This window comes from Sphingomonas glacialis (assembly GCF_014653575.1).
Taxonomy (GTDB): domain Bacteria; phylum Pseudomonadota; class Alphaproteobacteria; order Sphingomonadales; family Sphingomonadaceae; genus Sphingomonas; species Sphingomonas glacialis.
In genome coordinates, this window is the sequence record NZ_BNAQ01000001.1 from 446,901 (window position 1) to 464,557 (window position 17,657).

22 protein-coding genes are annotated in these 17,657 nt (G+C 67.0%); 11 read left to right on the plus strand and 11 right to left on the minus strand.

Translation table 11 applies throughout. The features are described from left to right. Positions 1 to 18: 18 nt before the first annotated feature. Complete coding sequence (locus IE187_RS02020) at positions 19 to 432, plus strand: DUF4112 domain-containing protein (RefSeq protein WP_189675558.1); 414 nt, start codon at positions 19 to 21, stop codon at positions 430 to 432. 34 nt (positions 433 to 466) lie between these two features. Here the strand turns inward: IE187_RS02020 and IE187_RS02025 are convergent, their stop codons facing one another. The 4 genes from IE187_RS02025 to IE187_RS02040 form a co-directional block, all read right to left on the minus strand. After that, positions 467 to 1,183 carry a ribonuclease T2 family protein gene (locus IE187_RS02025; RefSeq protein ID WP_189674894.1) on the minus strand — a complete coding sequence of 239 codons (717 nt, stop codon included), beginning with the start codon at positions 1,181 to 1,183 and terminating at the stop codon, positions 467 to 469. Then, entirely contained in the window at positions 1,180 to 1,605 is a 426-nt protein-coding gene (locus tag IE187_RS02030; RefSeq protein WP_189674895.1) for a hypothetical protein, read from the minus strand. Before IE187_RS02030 ends, IE187_RS02025 begins: the two co-directional genes overlap by 4 nt. A gap of 64 nt (positions 1,606 to 1,669) precedes the next feature. Then, positions 1,670 to 2,518, minus strand: a complete 849-nt coding sequence (gene nadC / locus IE187_RS02035; RefSeq protein WP_189674896.1) for a carboxylating nicotinate-nucleotide diphosphorylase — start codon at positions 2,516 to 2,518, stop codon at positions 1,670 to 1,672. Positions 2,519 to 2,613: 95 nt separating this feature from the next. Then, the gene (locus tag IE187_RS02040) at positions 2,614 to 2,871 is read right to left on the minus strand and encodes a DUF6894 family protein (RefSeq protein WP_189674897.1); all 258 of its coding nucleotides are present in this window, start codon (positions 2,869 to 2,871) and stop codon (positions 2,614 to 2,616) included. Positions 2,872 to 3,118: 247 nt separating this feature from the next. Between IE187_RS02040 and IE187_RS02045 the strand changes: the two genes are divergently transcribed. Further along, positions 3,119 to 3,841, plus strand: a complete 723-nt coding sequence (locus IE187_RS02045; protein ID WP_189674898.1) for a Crp/Fnr family transcriptional regulator — start codon at positions 3,119 to 3,121, stop codon at positions 3,839 to 3,841. A gap of 14 nt (positions 3,842 to 3,855) precedes the next feature. On the opposite strand, the gene IE187_RS02050 is transcribed toward IE187_RS02045, so the two are convergent. From IE187_RS02050 to IE187_RS02080, 7 genes are all read right to left on the minus strand, one after another. Further along, the gene (locus IE187_RS02050; RefSeq protein ID WP_133188666.1) at positions 3,856 to 4,104 is read right to left on the minus strand and encodes a DUF6894 family protein; all 249 of its coding nucleotides are present in this window, start codon (positions 4,102 to 4,104) and stop codon (positions 3,856 to 3,858) included. Between the two features lie 44 nt (positions 4,105 to 4,148). After that, the gene (gene nadA, locus IE187_RS02055) at positions 4,149 to 5,159 is read right to left on the minus strand and encodes a quinolinate synthase NadA (RefSeq protein WP_189674899.1); all 1,011 of its coding nucleotides are present in this window, start codon (positions 5,157 to 5,159) and stop codon (positions 4,149 to 4,151) included. A 51-nt stretch (positions 5,160 to 5,210) separates the two neighbouring features. After that, on the minus strand, positions 5,211 to 5,984 hold the full coding sequence (locus IE187_RS02060) for a hypothetical protein (RefSeq protein ID WP_229839181.1): 774 nt from the start codon (positions 5,982 to 5,984) through the stop codon (positions 5,211 to 5,213). 104 nt (positions 5,985 to 6,088) lie between these two features. Continuing rightward, positions 6,089 to 6,772 carry a DUF4230 domain-containing protein gene (locus IE187_RS02065; RefSeq protein ID WP_189674900.1) on the minus strand — a complete coding sequence of 228 codons (684 nt, stop codon included), beginning with the start codon at positions 6,770 to 6,772 and terminating at the stop codon, positions 6,089 to 6,091. Continuing rightward, the gene (locus tag IE187_RS02070) at positions 6,769 to 7,638 is read right to left on the minus strand and encodes an MBL fold metallo-hydrolase (protein ID WP_189674901.1); all 870 of its coding nucleotides are present in this window, start codon (positions 7,636 to 7,638) and stop codon (positions 6,769 to 6,771) included. Before IE187_RS02070 ends, IE187_RS02065 begins: the two co-directional genes overlap by 4 nt. An 80-nt stretch (positions 7,639 to 7,718) precedes the next feature. Continuing rightward, complete coding sequence (locus IE187_RS02075) at positions 7,719 to 9,443, minus strand: M56 family metallopeptidase (RefSeq protein ID WP_189674902.1); 1,725 nt, start codon at positions 9,441 to 9,443, stop codon at positions 7,719 to 7,721. After that, positions 9,440 to 9,808, minus strand: coding sequence for a BlaI/MecI/CopY family transcriptional regulator (locus IE187_RS02080; RefSeq protein WP_133188676.1), 369 nt, complete (start codon positions 9,806 to 9,808; stop codon positions 9,440 to 9,442). Before IE187_RS02080 ends, IE187_RS02075 begins: the two co-directional genes overlap by 4 nt. A 116-nt stretch (positions 9,809 to 9,924) precedes the next feature. Between IE187_RS02080 and IE187_RS02085 the strand changes: the two genes are divergently transcribed. From IE187_RS02085 to leuC, 9 genes are all read left to right on the plus strand, one after another. Further along, a complete protein-coding gene (locus tag IE187_RS02085) occupies positions 9,925 to 10,839 on the plus strand; it encodes an SMP-30/gluconolactonase/LRE family protein (RefSeq protein WP_189674903.1) in 915 nt (304 codons plus the stop codon). 65 nt (positions 10,840 to 10,904) lie between these two features. Then, positions 10,905 to 11,606 (plus strand): CoA transferase subunit A, encoded by a 702-nt coding sequence (locus IE187_RS02090; RefSeq protein ID WP_133188680.1) that lies wholly within the window; start codon positions 10,905 to 10,907, stop codon positions 11,604 to 11,606. Between the two features lie 143 nt (positions 11,607 to 11,749). Then, entirely contained in the window at positions 11,750 to 12,607 is an 858-nt protein-coding gene (locus IE187_RS02095) for an HAD family acid phosphatase (RefSeq protein WP_189674904.1), read from the plus strand. Then, a complete protein-coding gene (locus tag IE187_RS02100) occupies positions 12,607 to 13,242 on the plus strand; it encodes a 3-oxoacid CoA-transferase subunit B (RefSeq protein WP_133188684.1) in 636 nt (211 codons plus the stop codon). The genes IE187_RS02095 and IE187_RS02100 overlap by 1 nt, the downstream gene beginning before the upstream one ends. A gap of 4 nt (positions 13,243 to 13,246) precedes the next feature. Next, positions 13,247 to 13,930, plus strand: a complete 684-nt coding sequence (locus IE187_RS02105; protein ID WP_189674905.1) for a glutathione S-transferase family protein — start codon at positions 13,247 to 13,249, stop codon at positions 13,928 to 13,930. Continuing rightward, entirely contained in the window at positions 13,927 to 14,814 is an 888-nt protein-coding gene (locus tag IE187_RS02110; RefSeq protein WP_189674906.1) for an alpha/beta hydrolase, read from the plus strand. The genes IE187_RS02105 and IE187_RS02110 overlap by 4 nt, the downstream gene beginning before the upstream one ends. A 233-nt stretch (positions 14,815 to 15,047) precedes the next feature. Continuing rightward, on the plus strand, positions 15,048 to 15,449 hold the full coding sequence (locus IE187_RS02115) for a DUF8788 domain-containing protein (protein WP_133188688.1): 402 nt from the start codon (positions 15,048 to 15,050) through the stop codon (positions 15,447 to 15,449). Positions 15,450 to 15,506: 57 nt separating this feature from the next. Further along, positions 15,507 to 15,983 carry an AidA/PixA family protein gene (locus IE187_RS02120; protein WP_206365657.1) on the plus strand — a complete coding sequence of 159 codons (477 nt, stop codon included), beginning with the start codon at positions 15,507 to 15,509 and terminating at the stop codon, positions 15,981 to 15,983. A 114-nt stretch (positions 15,984 to 16,097) separates the two neighbouring features. Then, positions 16,098 to 17,534: a 3-isopropylmalate dehydratase large subunit gene (gene leuC, locus IE187_RS02125; RefSeq protein WP_189674907.1), complete on the plus strand. Its 1,437-nt coding sequence runs from the start codon at positions 16,098 to 16,100 to the stop codon at positions 17,532 to 17,534. Positions 17,535 to 17,657 lie beyond the last annotated feature (123 nt).

Consider the following 17,657-nt stretch of genomic DNA (forward strand, 5'->3'; position numbering starts at 1 on the left):
ATGGCCAACACGTCTCGCATGACTCCCCCGCCGCTCGGCGACTTTGCAGCGCGCTATGCGGGCAAGGACCCTGCGGCGGTGCGTAAACGGATCGAGGCGATGGAGCATTTGCTCGAGGGCCTGTTCACCATTCCGGGCATCAACCGAAAGGTCGGGCTCGACGTGATCCTCGATCTCATCCCGATCGGCGGCGATGCGGTCGGCGCCGCGATGGGCGCGTGGATGGTGTGGGAAGCGCGCAACCTCGGCATGTCGAAGACGCAGATGGCGCGGATGTTCGGCAATGTCGGGATCGATTTCGTGCTCGGCGCGGTGCCGTTCATCGGCGCGATCCCCGATTTGCTGTTCCGCTCGAACACGCGCAACTTGAAGATGATCAAGCGCCATCTCGACAAACACTATCCCGCGACGGCGGTGATCGACGCGCGCTGACGCGCAAGCAGTGTCCGGTCGGCGGGGGCGGCGCTCAAAAGCGCCGGCCGCGCCACACCTTGACGCTGTCGGCGTTCGCCAGCCCGCCCGATCCGGCGACGCAGCGCGTATAGGCGAAGCTCTTGTCGAGGCACAGCCACAGCTCGTCGAGCCAGCCCTTCTTGTTCGCCGTCACGCGCACCGCGCTCGCCGGAACGCCGGGATTGGCGACGGCGAAGGCGCTGGCGAGCTGGCCGGCGGTCAGCGGTCGGCGCGACAGCCGGTCCATGTCGGGGTAGCGCAGCTTGCCATACAGACCGTTCGAGCGCGCGAAATAGGCATCGGGCGTGATGCCCATGCACGTGCCGTGCTTCGCCCATTCGTGCTGGAGCAGTTGCGGCGACGGGGTCGCGCAGACATGCTGCTTGATCAGCTCAGGCGAGAGTAGCGGCGTTGCAGCGCAATATTGCGGCCATTCCTGCCCGACGCCATCGGGCCACAGCCCGTGCAGCGTGAAGCCGAAGCGGTTGCCGCCGCCGCACTGAAAGCTCTTGGCCGGATCGTTGGAATTGCCATGGCAATATTCGGGGGCCCAGGTCAGCGCGAGCGTGTAGCCGGTGATCGGGCGGACGCGCTGCGGTTGCTTGTCCGACGCAAGATCGGGATGCGGGCGCGGCAAGCTCGCGGGAACGCTGCATTGCAGCGCCTGCGCGCTGACGGCACCCGGCAGCGCAAGCGCTGCGACGACGACGGCCTTGGACAGAAGTTTCATGCGACACTTTCCCCGAACCAGATCTTGCTCTCGGGCTTGAACAGCTGCCAGACCGCGATGCCATCGAGCACCAAGGCGACGACTGAAAGCACCGCGCCAATCCCCTGCGGGCTGGTGCCGCGCACCACGCTCCAGACAAAGCCGAGCGCGCCGATCGCAAAGAACACGGTGATGAACCACTTGGTCACCACCGACTGCGCGCGCGCGGTGAAGTACCACAGGAACAGCGAAATCAGGAGCCCGAGCAGGATCCCGCCGATCAGCGTACCGACCCCGAAAGACGCCCCCATTTGGGCTGCCACCGGATCTTCGGTAAGCCGCGTCACGCTCGCGTTCCACGACAGCGCGGCATTGACCAACCCGACGAGGACGCCGCCGAGATAGCAGCGTTCGAACAGCACGATCGCGTTTGGACGCTCCACGATTCTTCCCCCCTTAGAAGCCCTTGCGCGCCAGATTAGCGCCGAGCGCGCCCCGCGCAATGGCTCATCCGAGCGTGGTGAAATCGAGCCCGATATCGGCCGCCGGCGCCGATTGGGTCAGCCGACCGACACTGACATAGGTGACGCCCGACTCGGCGATCGCGCGGATCGTGTCGAGCCGCACCCCGCCCGATGCCTCGGTCGGGACACGACCGGCGACGAGCGTCACCGCCGCGCGCAGCATCGGCGGGTCCATGTTATCGAGCAGCAGATGCGTCGCGCCCGCCGCCAGCGCGGGCTCGATCTGCGCGATCGAATCGACCTCGACGATGATCCGCACGATCCCCGCCGCGACGGCGCGCGCGACCGCTGGGCCGACGCCGCCAGCGACCGCGACATGGTTGTCCTTGATCATCGCGGCATCCCACAGGCCCATGCGGTGGTTGGTCGCCCCGCCCATCCGCGTCGCATATTTCTCGAGCGCGCGCAGGCCCGGGATCGTCTTGCGCGTATCGAGCAAGGTCGCGCCGGTCCCCGCGATCGCATCGACATAGCCGCGCGTCATCGTCGCGATCCCCGACAGATGCTGGACGGTGTTGAGCGCCGAACGCTCGGCGGTCAGCATCGCGCGGGCAAGGCCATGCAGCCGGAGCAGCGCGGTCCCGGCCGCAACGCGCTCGCCATCCTCGACCAGCCGCTCGATCTCGACCGCCGGATCGAGCGCCACGAAGAACTCCTCGGCAATCGGCAACCCCGCCACGACGATCGCGTCGCGGCTGTCCATCACGCCCGTAAAGCGCGCATCCGCCGGGATGACCGCGCTCGACGTGATATCGCCGCCCGGACCGAGATCCTCGGCCAGCGTGGCAGCCACAAAGGCAGTGAGATCGAAGCGATCGAGGGTGAAGCGCACGGCAGCCTCCGGCAGCGGGGTGGAAAGCGGGCCGCTATAGGATGGCGCAGGCGATCAGGCCAGAAATTGCCGCTCGGCGCGCAACGGCGACCGAGTCAGGCGACCGTATCGCGGCCGGGCACAACAGCGATCGCATCGGCAAAGGCGATGTCGAGCACAGTGGCGCCGCGATCGTCCGCGACGCACAACCGCGTGTCGAGATAGAGCGCTCCGTTCCTCGCATCGGTGGCAATGATATCGCGCGCCCACGCGACCGCTCGTGTCCGCACGTCGGCAAGATCGGCAATCTCGGTGCCTTCGGGATCCAGCAAAAGATCGCCGGATTGATACAGGTGGAAATACCACCGAGGCATAGACGCTCCTCGCATGAGACGAGAGACGGATACGCGTCTCACGGACGCCGGTCCGTCGGTTCGGCTTCGCTCCGAGCCTATCACCGCGCCCCTCCGCGCTCTACCGAAAACCGCGCACCGCATTGAGAGCATTGATATTTGATAGGCGCAGCCAGAACGATCCACGCTAAAGCGCGGCATACCGCGCACCGCTACAGGGTCCTAGGCGACTGTGAGATGCTTACGCTCCCGCCCCGGCGGAGGGCCAATGCATTTCGATCCTGTTCTCGAGACGATCGTCACCCGACTCGAATCGCGCGCGACCCTGACCGATGACGACCGTAGTGCGATGCGCGCCTTGGCGTACACGCGACGCGAGGTCGAAACCTCGAGCTATCTCGTGCGCGAGGGCGCGCCGACCCCGCGCTGCACATTCCTGCTGTCGGGTTTCTGCTATCGCCAGAAATTGACGACCGAGGGTGCCCGCCAAATCGTGTCGATCGAGATACCAGGGCATTTCATAGATTTGCAGCATCTCTTCCTCAGCGAGTCTGATCATAACGTCCAGGCTCTGACACGCGGCAGCGTTGCCGAGATCGACTCGGCCGCGCTGCGCAAGCTCGCGCTGACGCGTCCGGCGATCGGCACGGCCTTGTGGACCGAAGCATTGATCAGCGCGTCGATCTCTCGCGAATGGATCGTCAATGTCGGGCGGCGTGACGCGCACAGTCGAGTCGGGCATTTGCTGTGCGAACTGGCGGTCAGGCTCCACATCACCACCGGCGCGAACGAGCGACACTACGATTTGCCGATGACGCAGGAGCAGCTCGGCGACGCCGTCGGCCTCACCCCGGTGCACGTCAATCGCGTGCTGCGCGCCCTGACGCAGCGCGGCCTCATTTCGCGAGACCGGCGCCAGATCAAGATCCTGAACTGGGACGCACTGCGCGACGCGAGCGATTTCAACCCGCGCTATCTGCACCTGTCATAACCGAAGCCGGCGCGTCAGTGCGGCGGCGCTCCAGCCTCGACGGTCGCGACGATGTGGACCGTCAGGAAGCGCGCGCCTTCGTCATCCTCGACGTGCACGTCGAAGACGATGTCGGTCTTTCCCTCGCGCAGATCCGAGGTCAGGATTTCCCCCGCCGCGTCTGACGCCCGCGCGCGCGCAAGCGTGAGCGACGCCAGTTCGGCACCGACCTCGTCGCGAACGTACGAGGTCTGGTTCAGGACATGGAAGAAATATCGCTGCATCCCGATGGTTTCGCATAGCATCGGGGGTGCTTCCATAAACTCAATCAGTCGCCGGACACACGTAATGGGCCAAGATCGCCCATCCCCACGGTCCCGCTCGCCATCGCCAGCATCGCATCGAGGCTCTTCTTGGCGCGCAAGCGAAGCCCTTCCTCGATCTCGACGCGCGGGGTGAGGTCGCGTAGCGCGGCGTAGAGCTTTTCCAGCGTGTTGAGCGCCATGTACGGGCAGATGTTGCAGTTGCAGTTGCCGTCCGCGCCGGGCGCGCCGATGAAATTCTTGAGCGGCGCCGCCTTCTGCATCTGGTGGATGATGTGCGGCTCGGTCGCGACGATCAGCGTGTCGCCGGGCATCGTATCGGCGAAGGCGAGAATCCCGCTGGTCGACCCGACATAATCGGCATGGTCGAGGATATAGGGCGGGCATTCGGGATGCGCCGCGACCGGCGCGCCGGGATATTGCAGCTGGAGCTTGAGCAGCTCGGTCTCGCTGAACGCCTCGTGGACGATGCAGACGCCAGGCCATAGCAGCATCTCGCGCCCGGTCTTGCGCGCGAGATAGCCGCCGAGATTTTTGTCGGGGCCGAAGATGATCTTCTGGTCGAGTGGGATCTGGCTGAGGATCTTCTCGGCGGACGAGCTCGTCACGATGACGTCGCTGAGCGCCTTCACCTCGGTCGAGCAGTTGATGTAGGTCAGCGCGATGTGATCGGGATGCGCCGCACGGAACGCCGCGAACTTGTCGGGCGGGCAGCTGTCCTCGAGGCTGCAGCCGGCATCCATGTCGGGCAGCACGACGATCTTGTCGGGGCTGAGGATCTTGGCGGTCTCGGCCATGAAGCGCACGCCACAGAAGGCGATGACATCGGCGTCGGTCGCCGCGGCCTTTTTCGACAGGTCGAGGCTGTCGCCGACGAAATCCGCCAGATCCTGAATCTCGGGCTTCTGGTAATAATGCGCGAGGATGACGGCGTTGCGCTCGGTCCGCAGCCGGTCGATCTCGGCGCGCAAGTCCAATCCCGTCAGGCTACCGCCGATCCCGTTGCGCGCGTCCATAGTCAGTTCCTCGTCGTGGAGGTCGTCAAATGGACGCACGCGCGCGCGGGATCAAGGCATTCCCGGGAATGGCGGGAAAGCATAGCCCGAGACCGCCGCGCCGGGTGTTCCAGCGACGACCGCCGCGTAGAACGCCGCGCCGAGCGGGCTGAAGGAGATCAGCTCGACCAGTACCGTCGACCCGACGATCGCCCCGAGCCCCCACCACCACGCCGGATGGACGCTGCCCGAGCGGCGGATGTCGGCGGCGATACCGATCAGCGGGAAGATCAGGACCGCGAGGAAATCGACCTCATAAGCATACGGAATGAGCAACGGCAGCGGCAGCAGGCGGCCGAGCGCGGGCCCGAGCAGCAGCGCCATCCCGCAATAATGCAGCCGGCGATGCCACTGCGTCGATCGCCGCAGCACGATCGCCGCGGCGGTCAGCCCGGCGAAGGTCAGGATCAGCACCGGGTCGAACACGAGGAACTGCGCCGGCAGGAAAACGGGCGGCACGCGCCCGAGCTGCGCCAGCCGCGTCGTGACGAGCGTGCCGAGCACGACCATCGCGACGACCCAACCCGCGCCGATCCAGCCCAGCCCGCGATGCAGCGCTATCGCGCCGCTCGACACCAAACTGTTCTGCGCGACGTACAACACCACCCAACCCATGAAGACGAGCGCATGGGCATGGACGATCGGCGGCGAGGCGAAGCTCGACCGGCCGCTCGCGAGTGCAAACGAAAAGCCCGCAAAGACGACCAACGCCATGAGATAGGATGTAACGAGAAAGAAACGATCGTCGCTCCGCACGATCGTATCCGGCGCTGCGATAGTTGCCATGCCCACCCCGCGATGAAACCGACTCGTGGGCGCGTCTTATCACAGTCGAGCGGGCAAAACACGCAACTCGAGCAGGCGAAGCGGGCTTGAGTCGCTAACATCCGTCAGGAGCGGTTGGCGAGAACCTCGGCGATCGACTTGGTCGTATCCCACACTTCGCTTCCGTCCTTGGCTTCGTCGGCGAAGCGCACCTTGACGCTCGCATCGAGCCCCGCGGCGCGCAGCGGCAGCGCGAAGCTGCGCTCGACCGCACGGCGCGTGGCGTCGCGCGCGAGCCGGATCGGCACCGCGCCGCTCGCCTGGCGCACCAACTCGCGCTGCCCCGCGGCACGGTTCGCCTTTTCGAGCCGCGCGTCGGCATCGGTAATCGTCGAGAGGATGCCGCCCTCGCCATATTCGCGGATCTGCGTCAGGTCGATCTGCGGCGCCGATGCCTCGACCGGCGGCAGCACGACGCCGAGCGTCCGCGTCTTGGCGTCCCACGTCACGTCGCGCTTGCTGAGGCGGCCCATGTCGACATGATATTCGACGAGTCCGGGCATGATCAGCGTCTTCTTCGCCTGCAGCCCAAATTGCGATTGCGTCGAGGTCGACACCGCGACGAAGCGCGCGGCGAAGGCCGAGAGCCGGTTCTGTTCGCGTAAGCCCTCGAGCGAGCCGCTCGCGATCGTCACCGGATCGGGGCCGGCGAGCTTGTGCTCGACCAGCGCGCCGATGCCCCACACCAGCCCGAGGATGAACAGCGCAATCAGCGCGAGCGCCGCGGCGAACTTGCCGATGAAGGTCATGACGTCAGGCTCCAGATCCCGCCGTGCTCGGCGACGCGGTCGCGGTCGCGCAAGTCGATCAGATGCGCGAGCACCGATCGCTCGGCGGCGGGGAACAGCCGCGGATCGATCCCGACATACATGCGCGCGACCATCTCGCCGATCGCGGCGGGCGCGTCGCGCAAGCTGCGCAGGATCTGCCCCTCGCGTTGTTTGCGGTGCCCCAACATCCCGCGAACGAGGCGCTGGGGGTTCTCGATCGGGTCGCCGTGCGCGGGATAATAGCGACGCTCGGTGCGCGGGAGCAGCTTCTCAAGACTCGCCATATACGCGGTCATGTTGCCGTCGGGGGGCGAGACGATGCTGGTCGACCAGCCCATCAAATGATCGCCGCTGAACAGCGCCCCCGCGCCGTCCTGCGCCTCGGGCAGGACATAGGCGAGATGGTTCGACGTATGCCCCGGCGTCGCAAGCGCGGTCAGCGTCCACCCCTCCCCGCATACGCTGTCCCCCTCGGCGAGCACGCGGTCGGGCGCATAGCCACGGTCGAACGCCGCATCGGCGCGGATCCCTGCGTCGTCGAGCGCGAGCGGCGCACAGCCGACGATCGGCGCGCCGATCGCGGCGGCCAGTGGGCGCGATCCGGGGCTGTGGTCGCGGTGCGTATGGGTGATGATGATCGCGCGGAGCGGCCGCCCGGCGATCGCGCGGACGATCGCGTCGATATGCGCTGGGTCGTCGGGTCCCGGGTCGATCACCGCGAGATCGGTCGTCCCGACCAGATGCACTTGCGTGCCGGTGTGCGTGAAAGGCGACGGATTGGGCGCGAGCAGGCGGGCGACAAGAGGCTCGAGCTGCTCGGGCACGCCGGGGGTTTGCTCGATCATCGCATCGAAATGGCGGGTCGCGCCGGCGAAGGCAAGGGCGCGACCCGTCGGAGCTTATGCCCGGCCATTCCCGCCAGGTCTTATCGGGCGTGCGCGAGATCCGCTTCGAGTTCGGCGATCGCGGTATCGATACCGGCAAGCGCTTCCTTGCGCTGCGCGGCAGTCATTGCCGCTGACGCCATGACGTGCGCGCGCGAGCGGTTAAGCCCGTCGAGCGCATGGCTGTACGCGTTGCGCTCCATGTCCTTGCTGTTCGCAGCCATCGCAGCGCCCTTGGCGGCCGCGGCAGCAATCCGATCGGTGCAGATGATGATGCGCTGCCGGATCGCGCTGCGCTCCTTGATCACCATCGTTCCGTCCTTGCCGCGCGGACCGCAATTCCGCGAGGAGACTTGCGGCATCGGCGGGATGGGCGGCATCGATCCGATCGCAGGCCTCGCAGGCATTGCAGGGATCGGCGGCATCGCCCCGATCTCCCCGACCAGCGTCGCGCTGCCGTCGCGGTTGAGCTTTACGTAGCGGCCATAGCGGACGACCCGTTTGCCGTCCTTCGTCACCGTGACCATCGTCGTCGTCATACCCGGGCCGGACTTGCCAGTCGCGCGCATCGGCGGTGCAGGCGGCGCGGGCGGAACGCCATCGGCGACGTCCGACAGCGGGAGTGGCGGCTCGGGCGCGGGCGGCAGGCCCGGGCCGGGCGTGTCCGAGGCCTCGACGTGCTCGCGCATCCGCGGTGCCGGGCGTGGCGCGGCCGGGACAGGCGGGGCCGTAGGGACGGCGGCGGCCGGCGGCGGGGCGGCCACCGCTTGGTCGAGGCTCGCGAGATCGACCCCCGTGGCCGCCTCGACGGTGCTGCGCACCTTGGCGGCGGCGGCGGTGCCCGAGGCGGTGAGGCCAAGCCCACCCGCGGCGAGCAGCGTCAGCATTCCTGCCCCCGCCAGCAGCCGGGTGCGCGACGTCCTGGTCGTGGTCAACATCTTCAACCTCCCTTTCAGATCGTCGATCGTGTGCAGATGGCAGGTCGCCGACACCGTACCGCCGAGGAAGCTCGGATGCGCCGCCTTGAGGATCGCGCAGGCATAAGTGTGGCGGCGCATCGGGTTCATGCCGGCGAGCACGCGCGCATCGTTGGCGATTTCCTGGTCGGCGCGGAACGCGCGGAAGGCACGCCAGGCGATCGGATTGAACCAGTGGAGCCCGAGCACGACCAAGGCGACCCAATTGGCGATCAGATCGCCCCGCGCATGATGGCCAAGCTCGTGCGCGAGCGCGAGATCGCGCTCCTCGGCTTCGAAGCGCTCGGCGAAATCGTGCGGGAAGGCGACGTAGCGGCGCCACACCCCGAAGGCGAGCGGACCGCTCGCGGCGCCCGTTTCGATCACGTACACGCCGCCATGCTCTTTGCTGCTCGCGGCCTGGTCGAGCATCCGCCGGCAGAAGCGGTGATGCGCCAGCGCATGCCACGCGACGAACGCCCCCGCCCCCGCGATCCACAGTGCGGCGAGCACGGGAACGAGCCATTCCTGCGCCGGCGCCGACGCCGCGGTCGCGGCTGCGACGGGCTCGGCGAACAGCACGCTCATCTGCTCGGTCGCGTGCAGCACCGGCGCGACGGCCGCGTCATGCCACGCGCTTGGCAGCGGCGGCAGCGCCAGCCGCAGCACCGGGAGCAGCCACAGCGCATAGGCGACATCGGCGCCGAACGCCTTGCGCACCGGGCGCCGCAACAGCAGCACCGCGACCATCAATACGCTCGATCCGATCAGCGCTTCGATCAGCCAGCTTGGCGAGATCCAGTCGGTCATGCCTTGAGCTCCTTGAGCAGTGCTTCGATCTCGGCGATATCCTGTGCGGTGAGCGCATCGCGGTCGGCGAGGTGCGCGACGAGCGGGCTCAGTCTGCCACCGAACAGCCGATCCATCAACTTGCGCGATTCGCCCGCGACATAGTCTTCCCGCTTCACGAGCGGACGATACAGATAGCGTCGGCCATCCTGTTCATGCGCGATGATGCTCTTGGCGAGCAGACGCCCGAGCAAGGTCTTGACGGTGTTGGCACTCCACTCGCGCGTGTCGGGAATGCGCTCGGCCACGTCTTGTGCGGTCAGCGGACTCTCGTCCCACAACACTTCCATCACTGCATGTTCGGCATCGCTGATGCGTTCGGCCACGAGTCGCTCTCCGTAATGACTACGGATGTAATCGTATCGATTACGTCTGTAGTCAAGTGCTTGCTTGCTCGCCCCGGCAGGAGGGATAGGCTGCCCCAAAAAACAGGAGCGGAGCGATGACTTTCACCACCCTGGCGACCGGCCTGCGCTTTCCCGAGGGCCCCGTGGCGATGCCCGACGGCAGCGTCATCCTCGTCGAGATCGAAGCCGGCCGCATCACGCGCGTCCATCCCGACGGCACCAAGACCACCGTGGCCGAACCCGGCGGCGGCCCCAATGGCCTGGCGCTGGGGCCCGACGGCAAGCTCTATTGCTGCAACAATGGCGGCTTCCACTATGTCGAAACCCCGAGCGGCCTGCTCGTCCCGCACGGCCAGCCCGAAGACTATTCGGGCGGGCGGATCGAGCGGATCGACATCGAGACCGGCGAGGTCGAGGTGCTCTACAAGGACGGCGACTTCCACTGCAGCCTGCGCGGCCCCAACGACATCGTGTTCGACGATGCCGGCGGCTTCTGGTTCACCGACCACGGCAAAACGCGCGAGCGGGAGCGTGACGTCACGGGCATCTTCTATTCGCACGCCGACGGGCGCCATCTCGCCGAGGTGATCTTCCCGAGCGAGAACCCCAACGGCATCGGGCTCTCGCCCGACGGCAAGCGGCTCTACGCCGCAGAGACCTATACCTGCCGGCTGATGGCGTTCGACATCACCGCGCCGGGCGAGGTCGACCTCACCGCCGGCCTCGGTGGACCCGGCATCCCGCTCTATCGCCCCGCGGGCTACAAATTCTTCGATTCGCTCGGCGTCGAGGAATGCGGCAACATCTGCGTCGCGACGATCGGCGAGAGCGGAATTTCGGTCATCTCGCCTGCGGGCGAACTCGTCGATTTCGTCGCCACGCCCGATCCGTTCACCACCAACATCTGCTGGGGCGGACCCGATATGCGCACCGCCTACATCACGCTGTCGGGCACCGGGCAACTCGTGAGCATGGAATGGCCGCGGCCGGGGTTGCGCCTCGCATATTGATCCCCCCTTATTGATCGATGCCGCGGCCCCGCCTATCGCGCTCCAAAACAAGGAGTCGATGCATCATGAAGAAACTCTATCCCGATGCGGCAGCAGCGCTCGACGGGTTGCTCCATGATGGCATGACGATCTGCGCGGGCGGGTTCGGGCTGTGCGGGATCCCCGAGCGGCTGATCGACGCGATCCGCGACGCCGGCACCAAGGACCTGACGATCGCCAGCAACAATGCGGGCATCGACGGCGAAGGCCTCGGCAAGCTGCTCCGTACGCGCCAGGTCAAGAAGATGATCTCCTCGTACGTCGGCGAGAACAAGGAATTCGAGCGGCAGTATCTCTCGGGCGAGCTCGAGGTCGAATTCTGCCCGCAGGGCACGCTCGCCGAGCGTTGCCGCGCGGGTGGTGCCGGGATCCCCGGCTTCTACACCAAGACCGGCGTCGGCACGCTCGTTGCCGAGGGCAAGGAGGTGAAGGTCTTCGACGGCGAGGAGTTCATCCTCGAGCGCGGCATCCGCGCCGATCTGTCGATCATCAAGGGCTGGAAGGCCGACGAGAGCGGCAACCTCATCTTCCGCAAGACCGCGCGCAACTTCAATGCGCCGATGGCGACCGCGGGCAAGATCTGCGTCGCCGAGGTCGAGGAGATCGTCCCGGTCGGGTCGTTGGATCCCGACTGCATCCATCTGCCGGGAATCTATGTGAAGCGGATGATCATCGGCAGCCCATACGACAAGCGCATCGAATTCCGCACCGTCCGCGAGGCGGCGTGAACCACCTCGCTTCTTCTTCCCCCCTCCCGCTTGCGGGAGGGGCTGGGGGAGGGCCTGTCTCGGGCGTCGCCCAAGCTTCCAGGTCATTCCCTCCCCTAACCCCTCCCGCAAGCGGGAGGGGGATAGCGGCAGCGCTCGCGTTGATGCTGTCCGCGTGTACGACCGTGCCACAGGCACCCGTCGCGCCTGTATCAGCCGCCCCCACCATCCCCCCCGGCATGCAATTCCTCTACGGCTCGGGCGAAGCCGCCGCGCTCGACCACCAGGCCTACAACGTCCTGGTCGACGCCGTCCGCCGCCGCATCGCGAGCGAGAAGGCCGATCCCAAGGCGATGAGCGACCGCACCTCGGCGGTCCTCCAGCCCGGCGCCACGCTCGACCAGCCTGCTACCATCCCCTGCGGCGACCGCCCCCGCGCGGTCGTGTTCGACGTCGACGAGACGCTGCTGCTCAACCTCGGCTTCGAATATGACGACGCGCGGCACCCCGGGCGCCCCTACGACGCAGCGCTGTGGCAGCAATGGGAGCAAGCCGGCGTCGACCGCGTCGAGGCCGTCCCCGGCGCGATCGCCGCGGTCAACGAGCTTCGCGCGATGGGCGTGACGGTCGTCTTCAACACCAACCGCTCCGCCGCGACCGCCAGCTTCACCGAACAGGCGATCGGCCATGCCGGCCTCGGCACCGCCAAACACGGCGAAACGCTGTGGCTGAAGGGCGATCTCGGCAGCGGCTCGGGCAAGGACACCCGCCGCCAGGCGATCGCCGCGCGTTATTGCGTCGTGGCGATGGGCGGCGACCAGCTCGGCGACTTCTCCGACCTGTTCACCGGCACCCCGCAACAGCGCCGCGCGGTGGCCTCGTCGCCTCCTATCCACGGCATGTGGGGCCGCTTCTGGTTCGTCATGCCCAACCCCGTTTACGGCACCGCGTTGAAAGGGGGGATCGACGACGTCTTCCCCGCCGACAAGCGCTGGACGCCCACCAATTCTGGAGAGAAATAATGGCTTGGACTCGTGACGAAATGGCAGCCCGCGCCGCGCGCGAATTGCAGGACGGCTTCTACGTCAACCTCGGCATCGGCATCCCGACGCTCGTCGCCAACCATATCCCCGCGGGCGTCACCGTCACGCTCCAGTCGGAGAATGGCATGCTCGGCATCGGCCCCTTCCCGCTCGCAGGCGAGGAAGACGCCGACCTGATCAACGCCGGCAAGCAGACGATCAGCGAGCTGCCGCAATCGGCCTATTTCGGCTCGGACCAGAGCTTCGCGATGATCCGCGGCGGGCATATCGACTTGACCGTGCTCGGCGCGATGGAAGTCGCCGAGAATGGCGACATCGCCAACTGGATGATCCCGGGCAAGATGATCAAGGGCATGGGCGGCGCGATGGATCTCGTCGCCGGCGTCAAGAAGATCATCGTCGTGATGGAGCACAGCTCGAAGAACGGCGACCCCAAGTTCATCCCGGCCTGCACGCTGCCGCTGACCGGCAAGAACGTCGTCGACATGGTCATCACCGATCTCGCGGTGTTCCAGCGGCCCGACCATCAGTCGCCGTTCAAGCTGATCGAGATGGCGCCGGGCGTGACCGCCGACGAGATCGCCGCCAAGACCACCGCGCAGTACGCGGTGTAAGGCGATGGGCTACACGCTGATCACCGCGAACCGGAATTATTCGAGCTGGTCGCTGCGGCCGTGGCTGTTGCTGCGCGCGCTCGAGATTCGGTTCGAGGATCGGCTCGAACCCTTCACGCAAGCCGTCAATTACGACGCCTTCCGGGCGTTTTCGCCGACCGGCCAGGTCCCCGTGCTGCTCGACGGCGACCGCACCGTGTGGGATTCGCTCGGGATCGTCCTCTATCTCGCCGAGCGGCACCCCGGCGTCTGGCCGGACGACGAAGCCGCGCGCGGCTGGGCGCAATGTGCCACCGCCGAAATGCACGGCGGCTTCGGCGCGGTGCGGAACGCCTATACGATGAACGTCGGCGTCCGGGTCAGCCCCCCCGCCCCGACCCCGGCGCTCGCCCGCGAGATCGCCAGGCTCGCCGAACTCTGGGCCGAGGGGCTCGATCGCTTCGGCGGGCCGTGGCTTGCCGGCCCGACGTTCAGCGCGGTCGATGCCTTTTTCGCGCCCGTCGCCTTCCGCGTGCGCACCTATGGCCTCGATGTCGGCGCCGCGGGCGCTGCGTGGGTCGCGCACATCCTCGAGCATCCGGCAATGCGCGAATGGGAAAGCGCCGCGCTCACCGAAAGCTGGCGCGAGGCGGCGCATGAGGCCGAGCTCGCCGCAGCGGGTACGATCACCGCAGATCATCGCGCATGATCCGCTGGGCACTGGCGGGAATCGTGCTGCTCCTCGTCGTCGCCGGAGGAGCGCTTTACGCGCTCGTCTCGCCGCCCGGCCAGCTCAGCTTGCTCGACGCGGCGATGGGCGGCGGCTCGGGCACCGAACGCGCCGGCACCGCGATCCCCTTCGGGAGCGAGGGCCAGACGCTCGACGTGTGGCGCCCCGCCGGCCCGGTGACCAGGCGCCCGGTGCTGATCTTCTGGTACGGCGGCGGCTGGGTCGCGGGCACACGCCAGGGCTACGCCTTCGCCGCGCGCGCCTTTGCGCGAAACGGCTTCGTCGTAGTGGTGCCCGATTACCGCAAGGTCCCGCAGATCCGCTTCCCCGCGATGCTCCAGGACGGCGCGCAGGCGGTCAAATGGACGCGCGACCACATCGCAGCGTTTGGCGGCGACCCGACCCGCATCGGCGTCGCCGGCCATTCGGCGGGCGCCTATACCGTCGCGATGCTGACGCTCGACTCGCGCTGGCTCGCCGCCGAGCAAGTCGACCCCAGGATCATCAAGGCCGCGGTCGGCCTGTCGGGCCCGTACGATTTCTACCCGTTCGACAAGAAGCGCTCGATCGACGCGATGCAGGGCGCGAAGGACCCGCTGATGACGCAGCCGATCCACTTCGCGCGCGGTGACGCCGCGCCGATGCTGCTCGTCACCTCGACCGAGGACACCGAGGTCCGCCCGCGCAACGCGATCCATCTGACGGCTGCGCTGAAAGCACAGGGCGGCGCAGTCGAGTTCCGCAACTATCCCGGCATCAACCACGAGAATGTCGCGATGGCGCTGTCGGTGCCGTTCCGCGGCAAGGCGCCGGTGCTCGCCGACAGCGTCGCCTTCCTGAACCGGACGATGCCCGCGCGCTGAGCCGCGCACGCGCGCGACGCGCCTTTGCGAACAATCGCATCCGTTGTGCAGCGGAAATATCCAGGACCGCCCGCCGTCGTCCGCGCGCGCGCGCGTGGTTCGGGTCGTTTCGGAGCCAACATCGCCTGCGCGCGCCTTTTGCGTCGGCTAAGCCCTGCGCGACAGCGATCGGACCCGATTTCCCCGACGCTGCCGCGCACCGCGTTCCCCATCACGCAGCGAAGGAGAGTGGAGTGGCAAGCTCGGCAACCGTGTTCATCCAGATCTGGGTCGATATCAACGCGATCCAGAACGGCTCGACCAGGGGCGTCTATGCCGTCGACAACCGCGTCGGCGCGGGCAGCACCAACGAAGGCACGCCCAACCTGCTGACGCAGGTGACCAATGGCTCGACGATCCAATGGAACGTCTACAACATCGATGCGACCAGCACGGTCGTCCCGACGCTCACCGCGATCGGCAACGCCAACATCTGGGGCGCGGGCGGCCAGCCGCAAGCCGACGGCACCGGCGCCTTTGTCGGCCAGGTCCAGGCGACCGGTCAGGATGCTTACCAAGTCACGATCAACGCCCAGAAGCAGCCGGGCAGCGCGGGCATCACGATCAATTTCGACCCGTCGATGGCGGTGAAATAAGCGCGCGACGCGCGCCCGGTCCGATCTTCTCGAAATCGCAAAGGAATCGTCACAATGATGAGCGCATCCAACCTCGTGCTGGTGCAGACGGCGGTGCTGCAGCCCCAGGCTTTCGTTACCATCGCGGTCGACACCGCCTATGTCGCCTCGCAGCAGGGCCAGAACATCAGCCACGGCGTCTATATGATGGACAATCAGGTCTCGAACGGCAGCACCAACGAAGGCCAGATGGAGCTGTCGACCGTCGTCCCGGTCGGCTCGCTGATCGGCTTCAACACCGTGCCGATCAATCCCGGCAGCGGCGATACCGTGATCATCACCGGTTTCACCGTGTCGCAGGGGTCGGTGTTCGGCTCGCAGGGCTATCCACAGCAGCAACCGCCGATCGGTACCGAACCGGTCGGCGCCTATTGGATCGGTCAGGCGATGAATGTCGGCCACCAGACCTATCAGATCCAGATCAAGGTGACGGTCGGGCAGCTCCGCCCGATCTCCTATTACGTCAATTGGGACCCCTTTATCACTGCAAAGTGAGGGAGCGGGGCTGCGCGTACCGACGGGTACGCGCAGTCGCCGCCTTGCGCGCGGCGCAACTTCCGGCATCCAAAGCTTTGCCTCGGCGCATCTTTCGGCTAGGGCGAGCGCCTTATGGCGAACCACCCCCGCACCTTGTACGAAAAAATCTGGGCCGACCACGTCGTCGAACAGCGCGACGACGGCACCTGCCTGATCTATATCGACCGTCACCTCGTCCACGAAGTGACCAGCCCGCAGGCTTTCTCCGGCCTCCGCGCGAACGGCCGCACCGTCCGCCGCCCCGACCTCACGCTCGCGGTGCCCGACCATAACTTGCCGACCACCGCGCGCCGCGACGCCGGGGGGCGTCCGCTGCCGATCGCCGATCCCGAAAGCGCGGCGCAGCTCGACGCGCTGACCCGCAACACCGCCGATTTCGGCATCGACTATATCGATGCCCTCGCCCCCGCACAGGGTATTGTCCATGTCGTCGGCCCCGAGCAGGGCTTCACCCTCCCCGGCACGACGCTCGTCTGCGGCGATAGCCACACCTCGGCACACGGCGCACTCGGCGCGCTGGCCTTCGGCATCGGCACGAGCGAGGTCGAGCATGTGCTCGCCACGCAGACGCTGCTGCTCGGCCAGTCGAAGACGATGGAAGTCCGCGTCGACGGCACGCTCGGCTTCGGCGTCTCGGCGAAGGACGTTGCGCTCGCGATCATCGGCAAGCTCGGTGCCGCCGGCGGGACGGGCTATGTCCTCGAATATACCGGCTCGACGATCCGCGAGATGTCGATCGAGGGCCGCCTGACGATCGCTAACATGTCGATCGAAGCGGGCGCGCGCGCCGGCCTCGTCGCGCCCGACGAGACGACCTTCGCCTATTTGAAGGGCCGCCCGATGGCGCCCAAAGATGCCGATTGGGACGAGGCGCTCGCCTATTGGCGCACGCTGCCGAGCGACCTTGGCGCGGTGTACGACGCGGTCGTCACGATCGACGCGGCCGAGATCGCCCCGCTGCTGACCTGGGGCACCTCGCCCGAGGACGTCGTGCCGATCACCGGCGTCGTCCCCGATCCCGACAGCTTCGCCGATCCCGCCAAGCGCGACGCCGCGCGCAAGTCGCTCGCTTATATGGGCCTCACCGCGGGCACCGCGATGCAGGACGTCGGCGTCGATTACGTCTTCATCGGCAGCTGCACCAACAGCCGCATCGAGGATCTGCGCGCCGCCGCGAAGGTCGCCGACGGGCGTCACGTCGCCGATGGCGTCACCGCGCTCGTCGTGCCCGGTTCGGGGCTGGTCAAGGCGCAGGCGGAGTCAGAGGGGCTCGACCGCATCTTCCTCGCCGCCGGGTTCGAATGGCGCGAGCCGGGGTGCTCGATGTGCCTGGCGATGAACCCCGACAAAGTGCCGCCGGGGCAACGCTGCGCTTCCACTTCGAACCGCAATTTCGTAGGACGGCAAGGACCGGGTGCGCGCACGCATCTGGTTTCACCCGCGATGGCGGCTGCGGCCGCCGTCACGGGGAGACTGAGCGATGTTCGTAACCTGGTTACGAGTTCTTGAGGGGCATTGTATGAAGCGCGTTCTGGTTTTGCTCGTGATGGGCACCATTCTCAGCGGGATGGCCGCCTATGTCGCCACCGCCAAGACCAATGCGGCGACCACGCCGACATCAACCGGACGCTA

Excerpts from the sequence above, each read along its gene's own strand:
- IE187_RS02070 (WP_189674901.1), bottom strand. The coding sequence starts at position 7,638 with ATGATCGAGCAAACCCCCGGCGTGCCCGAGCAGCTCGAGCCTCTTGTC.
- IE187_RS02090 (WP_133188680.1), top strand. The coding sequence starts at position 10,905 with ATGAAGAAACTCTATCCCGATGCGGCAGCAGCGCTCGACGGGTTGCTC.
- IE187_RS02075 (WP_189674902.1), bottom strand. The coding sequence starts at position 9,443 with ATGACCGACTGGATCTCGCCAAGCTGGCTGATCGAAGCGCTGATCGGA.
- IE187_RS02020 (WP_189675558.1), top strand. The coding sequence starts at position 19 with ATGACTCCCCCGCCGCTCGGCGACTTTGCAGCGCGCTATGCGGGCAAG.
- IE187_RS02085 (WP_189674903.1), top strand. The coding sequence starts at position 9,925 with ATGACTTTCACCACCCTGGCGACCGGCCTGCGCTTTCCCGAGGGCCCC.
- IE187_RS02105 (WP_189674905.1), top strand. The coding sequence starts at position 13,247 with ATGGGCTACACGCTGATCACCGCGAACCGGAATTATTCGAGCTGGTCG.
- IE187_RS02120 (WP_206365657.1), top strand. The coding sequence starts at position 15,507 with ATGAGCGCATCCAACCTCGTGCTGGTGCAGACGGCGGTGCTGCAGCCC.
- IE187_RS02060 (WP_229839181.1), bottom strand. The coding sequence starts at position 5,984 with ATGGCAACTATCGCAGCGCCGGATACGATCGTGCGGAGCGACGATCGT.
- nadA (WP_189674899.1), bottom strand. The coding sequence starts at position 5,159 with ATGGACGCGCGCAACGGGATCGGCGGTAGCCTGACGGGATTGGACTTG.
- IE187_RS02100 (WP_133188684.1), top strand. The coding sequence starts at position 12,607 with ATGGCTTGGACTCGTGACGAAATGGCAGCCCGCGCCGCGCGCGAATTG.
- IE187_RS02065 (WP_189674900.1), bottom strand. The coding sequence starts at position 6,772 with ATGACCTTCATCGGCAAGTTCGCCGCGGCGCTCGCGCTGATTGCGCTG.
- leuC (WP_189674907.1), top strand. The coding sequence starts at position 16,098 with ATGGCGAACCACCCCCGCACCTTGTACGAAAAAATCTGGGCCGACCAC.
- IE187_RS02095 (WP_189674904.1), top strand. The coding sequence starts at position 11,750 with ATGCTGTCCGCGTGTACGACCGTGCCACAGGCACCCGTCGCGCCTGTA.
- IE187_RS02050 (WP_133188666.1), bottom strand. The coding sequence starts at position 4,104 with ATGCAGCGATATTTCTTCCATGTCCTGAACCAGACCTCGTACGTTCGC.
- IE187_RS02025 (WP_189674894.1), bottom strand. The coding sequence starts at position 1,183 with ATGAAACTTCTGTCCAAGGCCGTCGTCGTCGCAGCGCTTGCGCTGCCG.
- IE187_RS02110 (WP_189674906.1), top strand. The coding sequence starts at position 13,927 with ATGATCCGCTGGGCACTGGCGGGAATCGTGCTGCTCCTCGTCGTCGCC.
- IE187_RS02040 (WP_189674897.1), bottom strand. The coding sequence starts at position 2,871 with ATGCCTCGGTGGTATTTCCACCTGTATCAATCCGGCGATCTTTTGCTG.
- IE187_RS02045 (WP_189674898.1), top strand. The coding sequence starts at position 3,119 with ATGCATTTCGATCCTGTTCTCGAGACGATCGTCACCCGACTCGAATCG.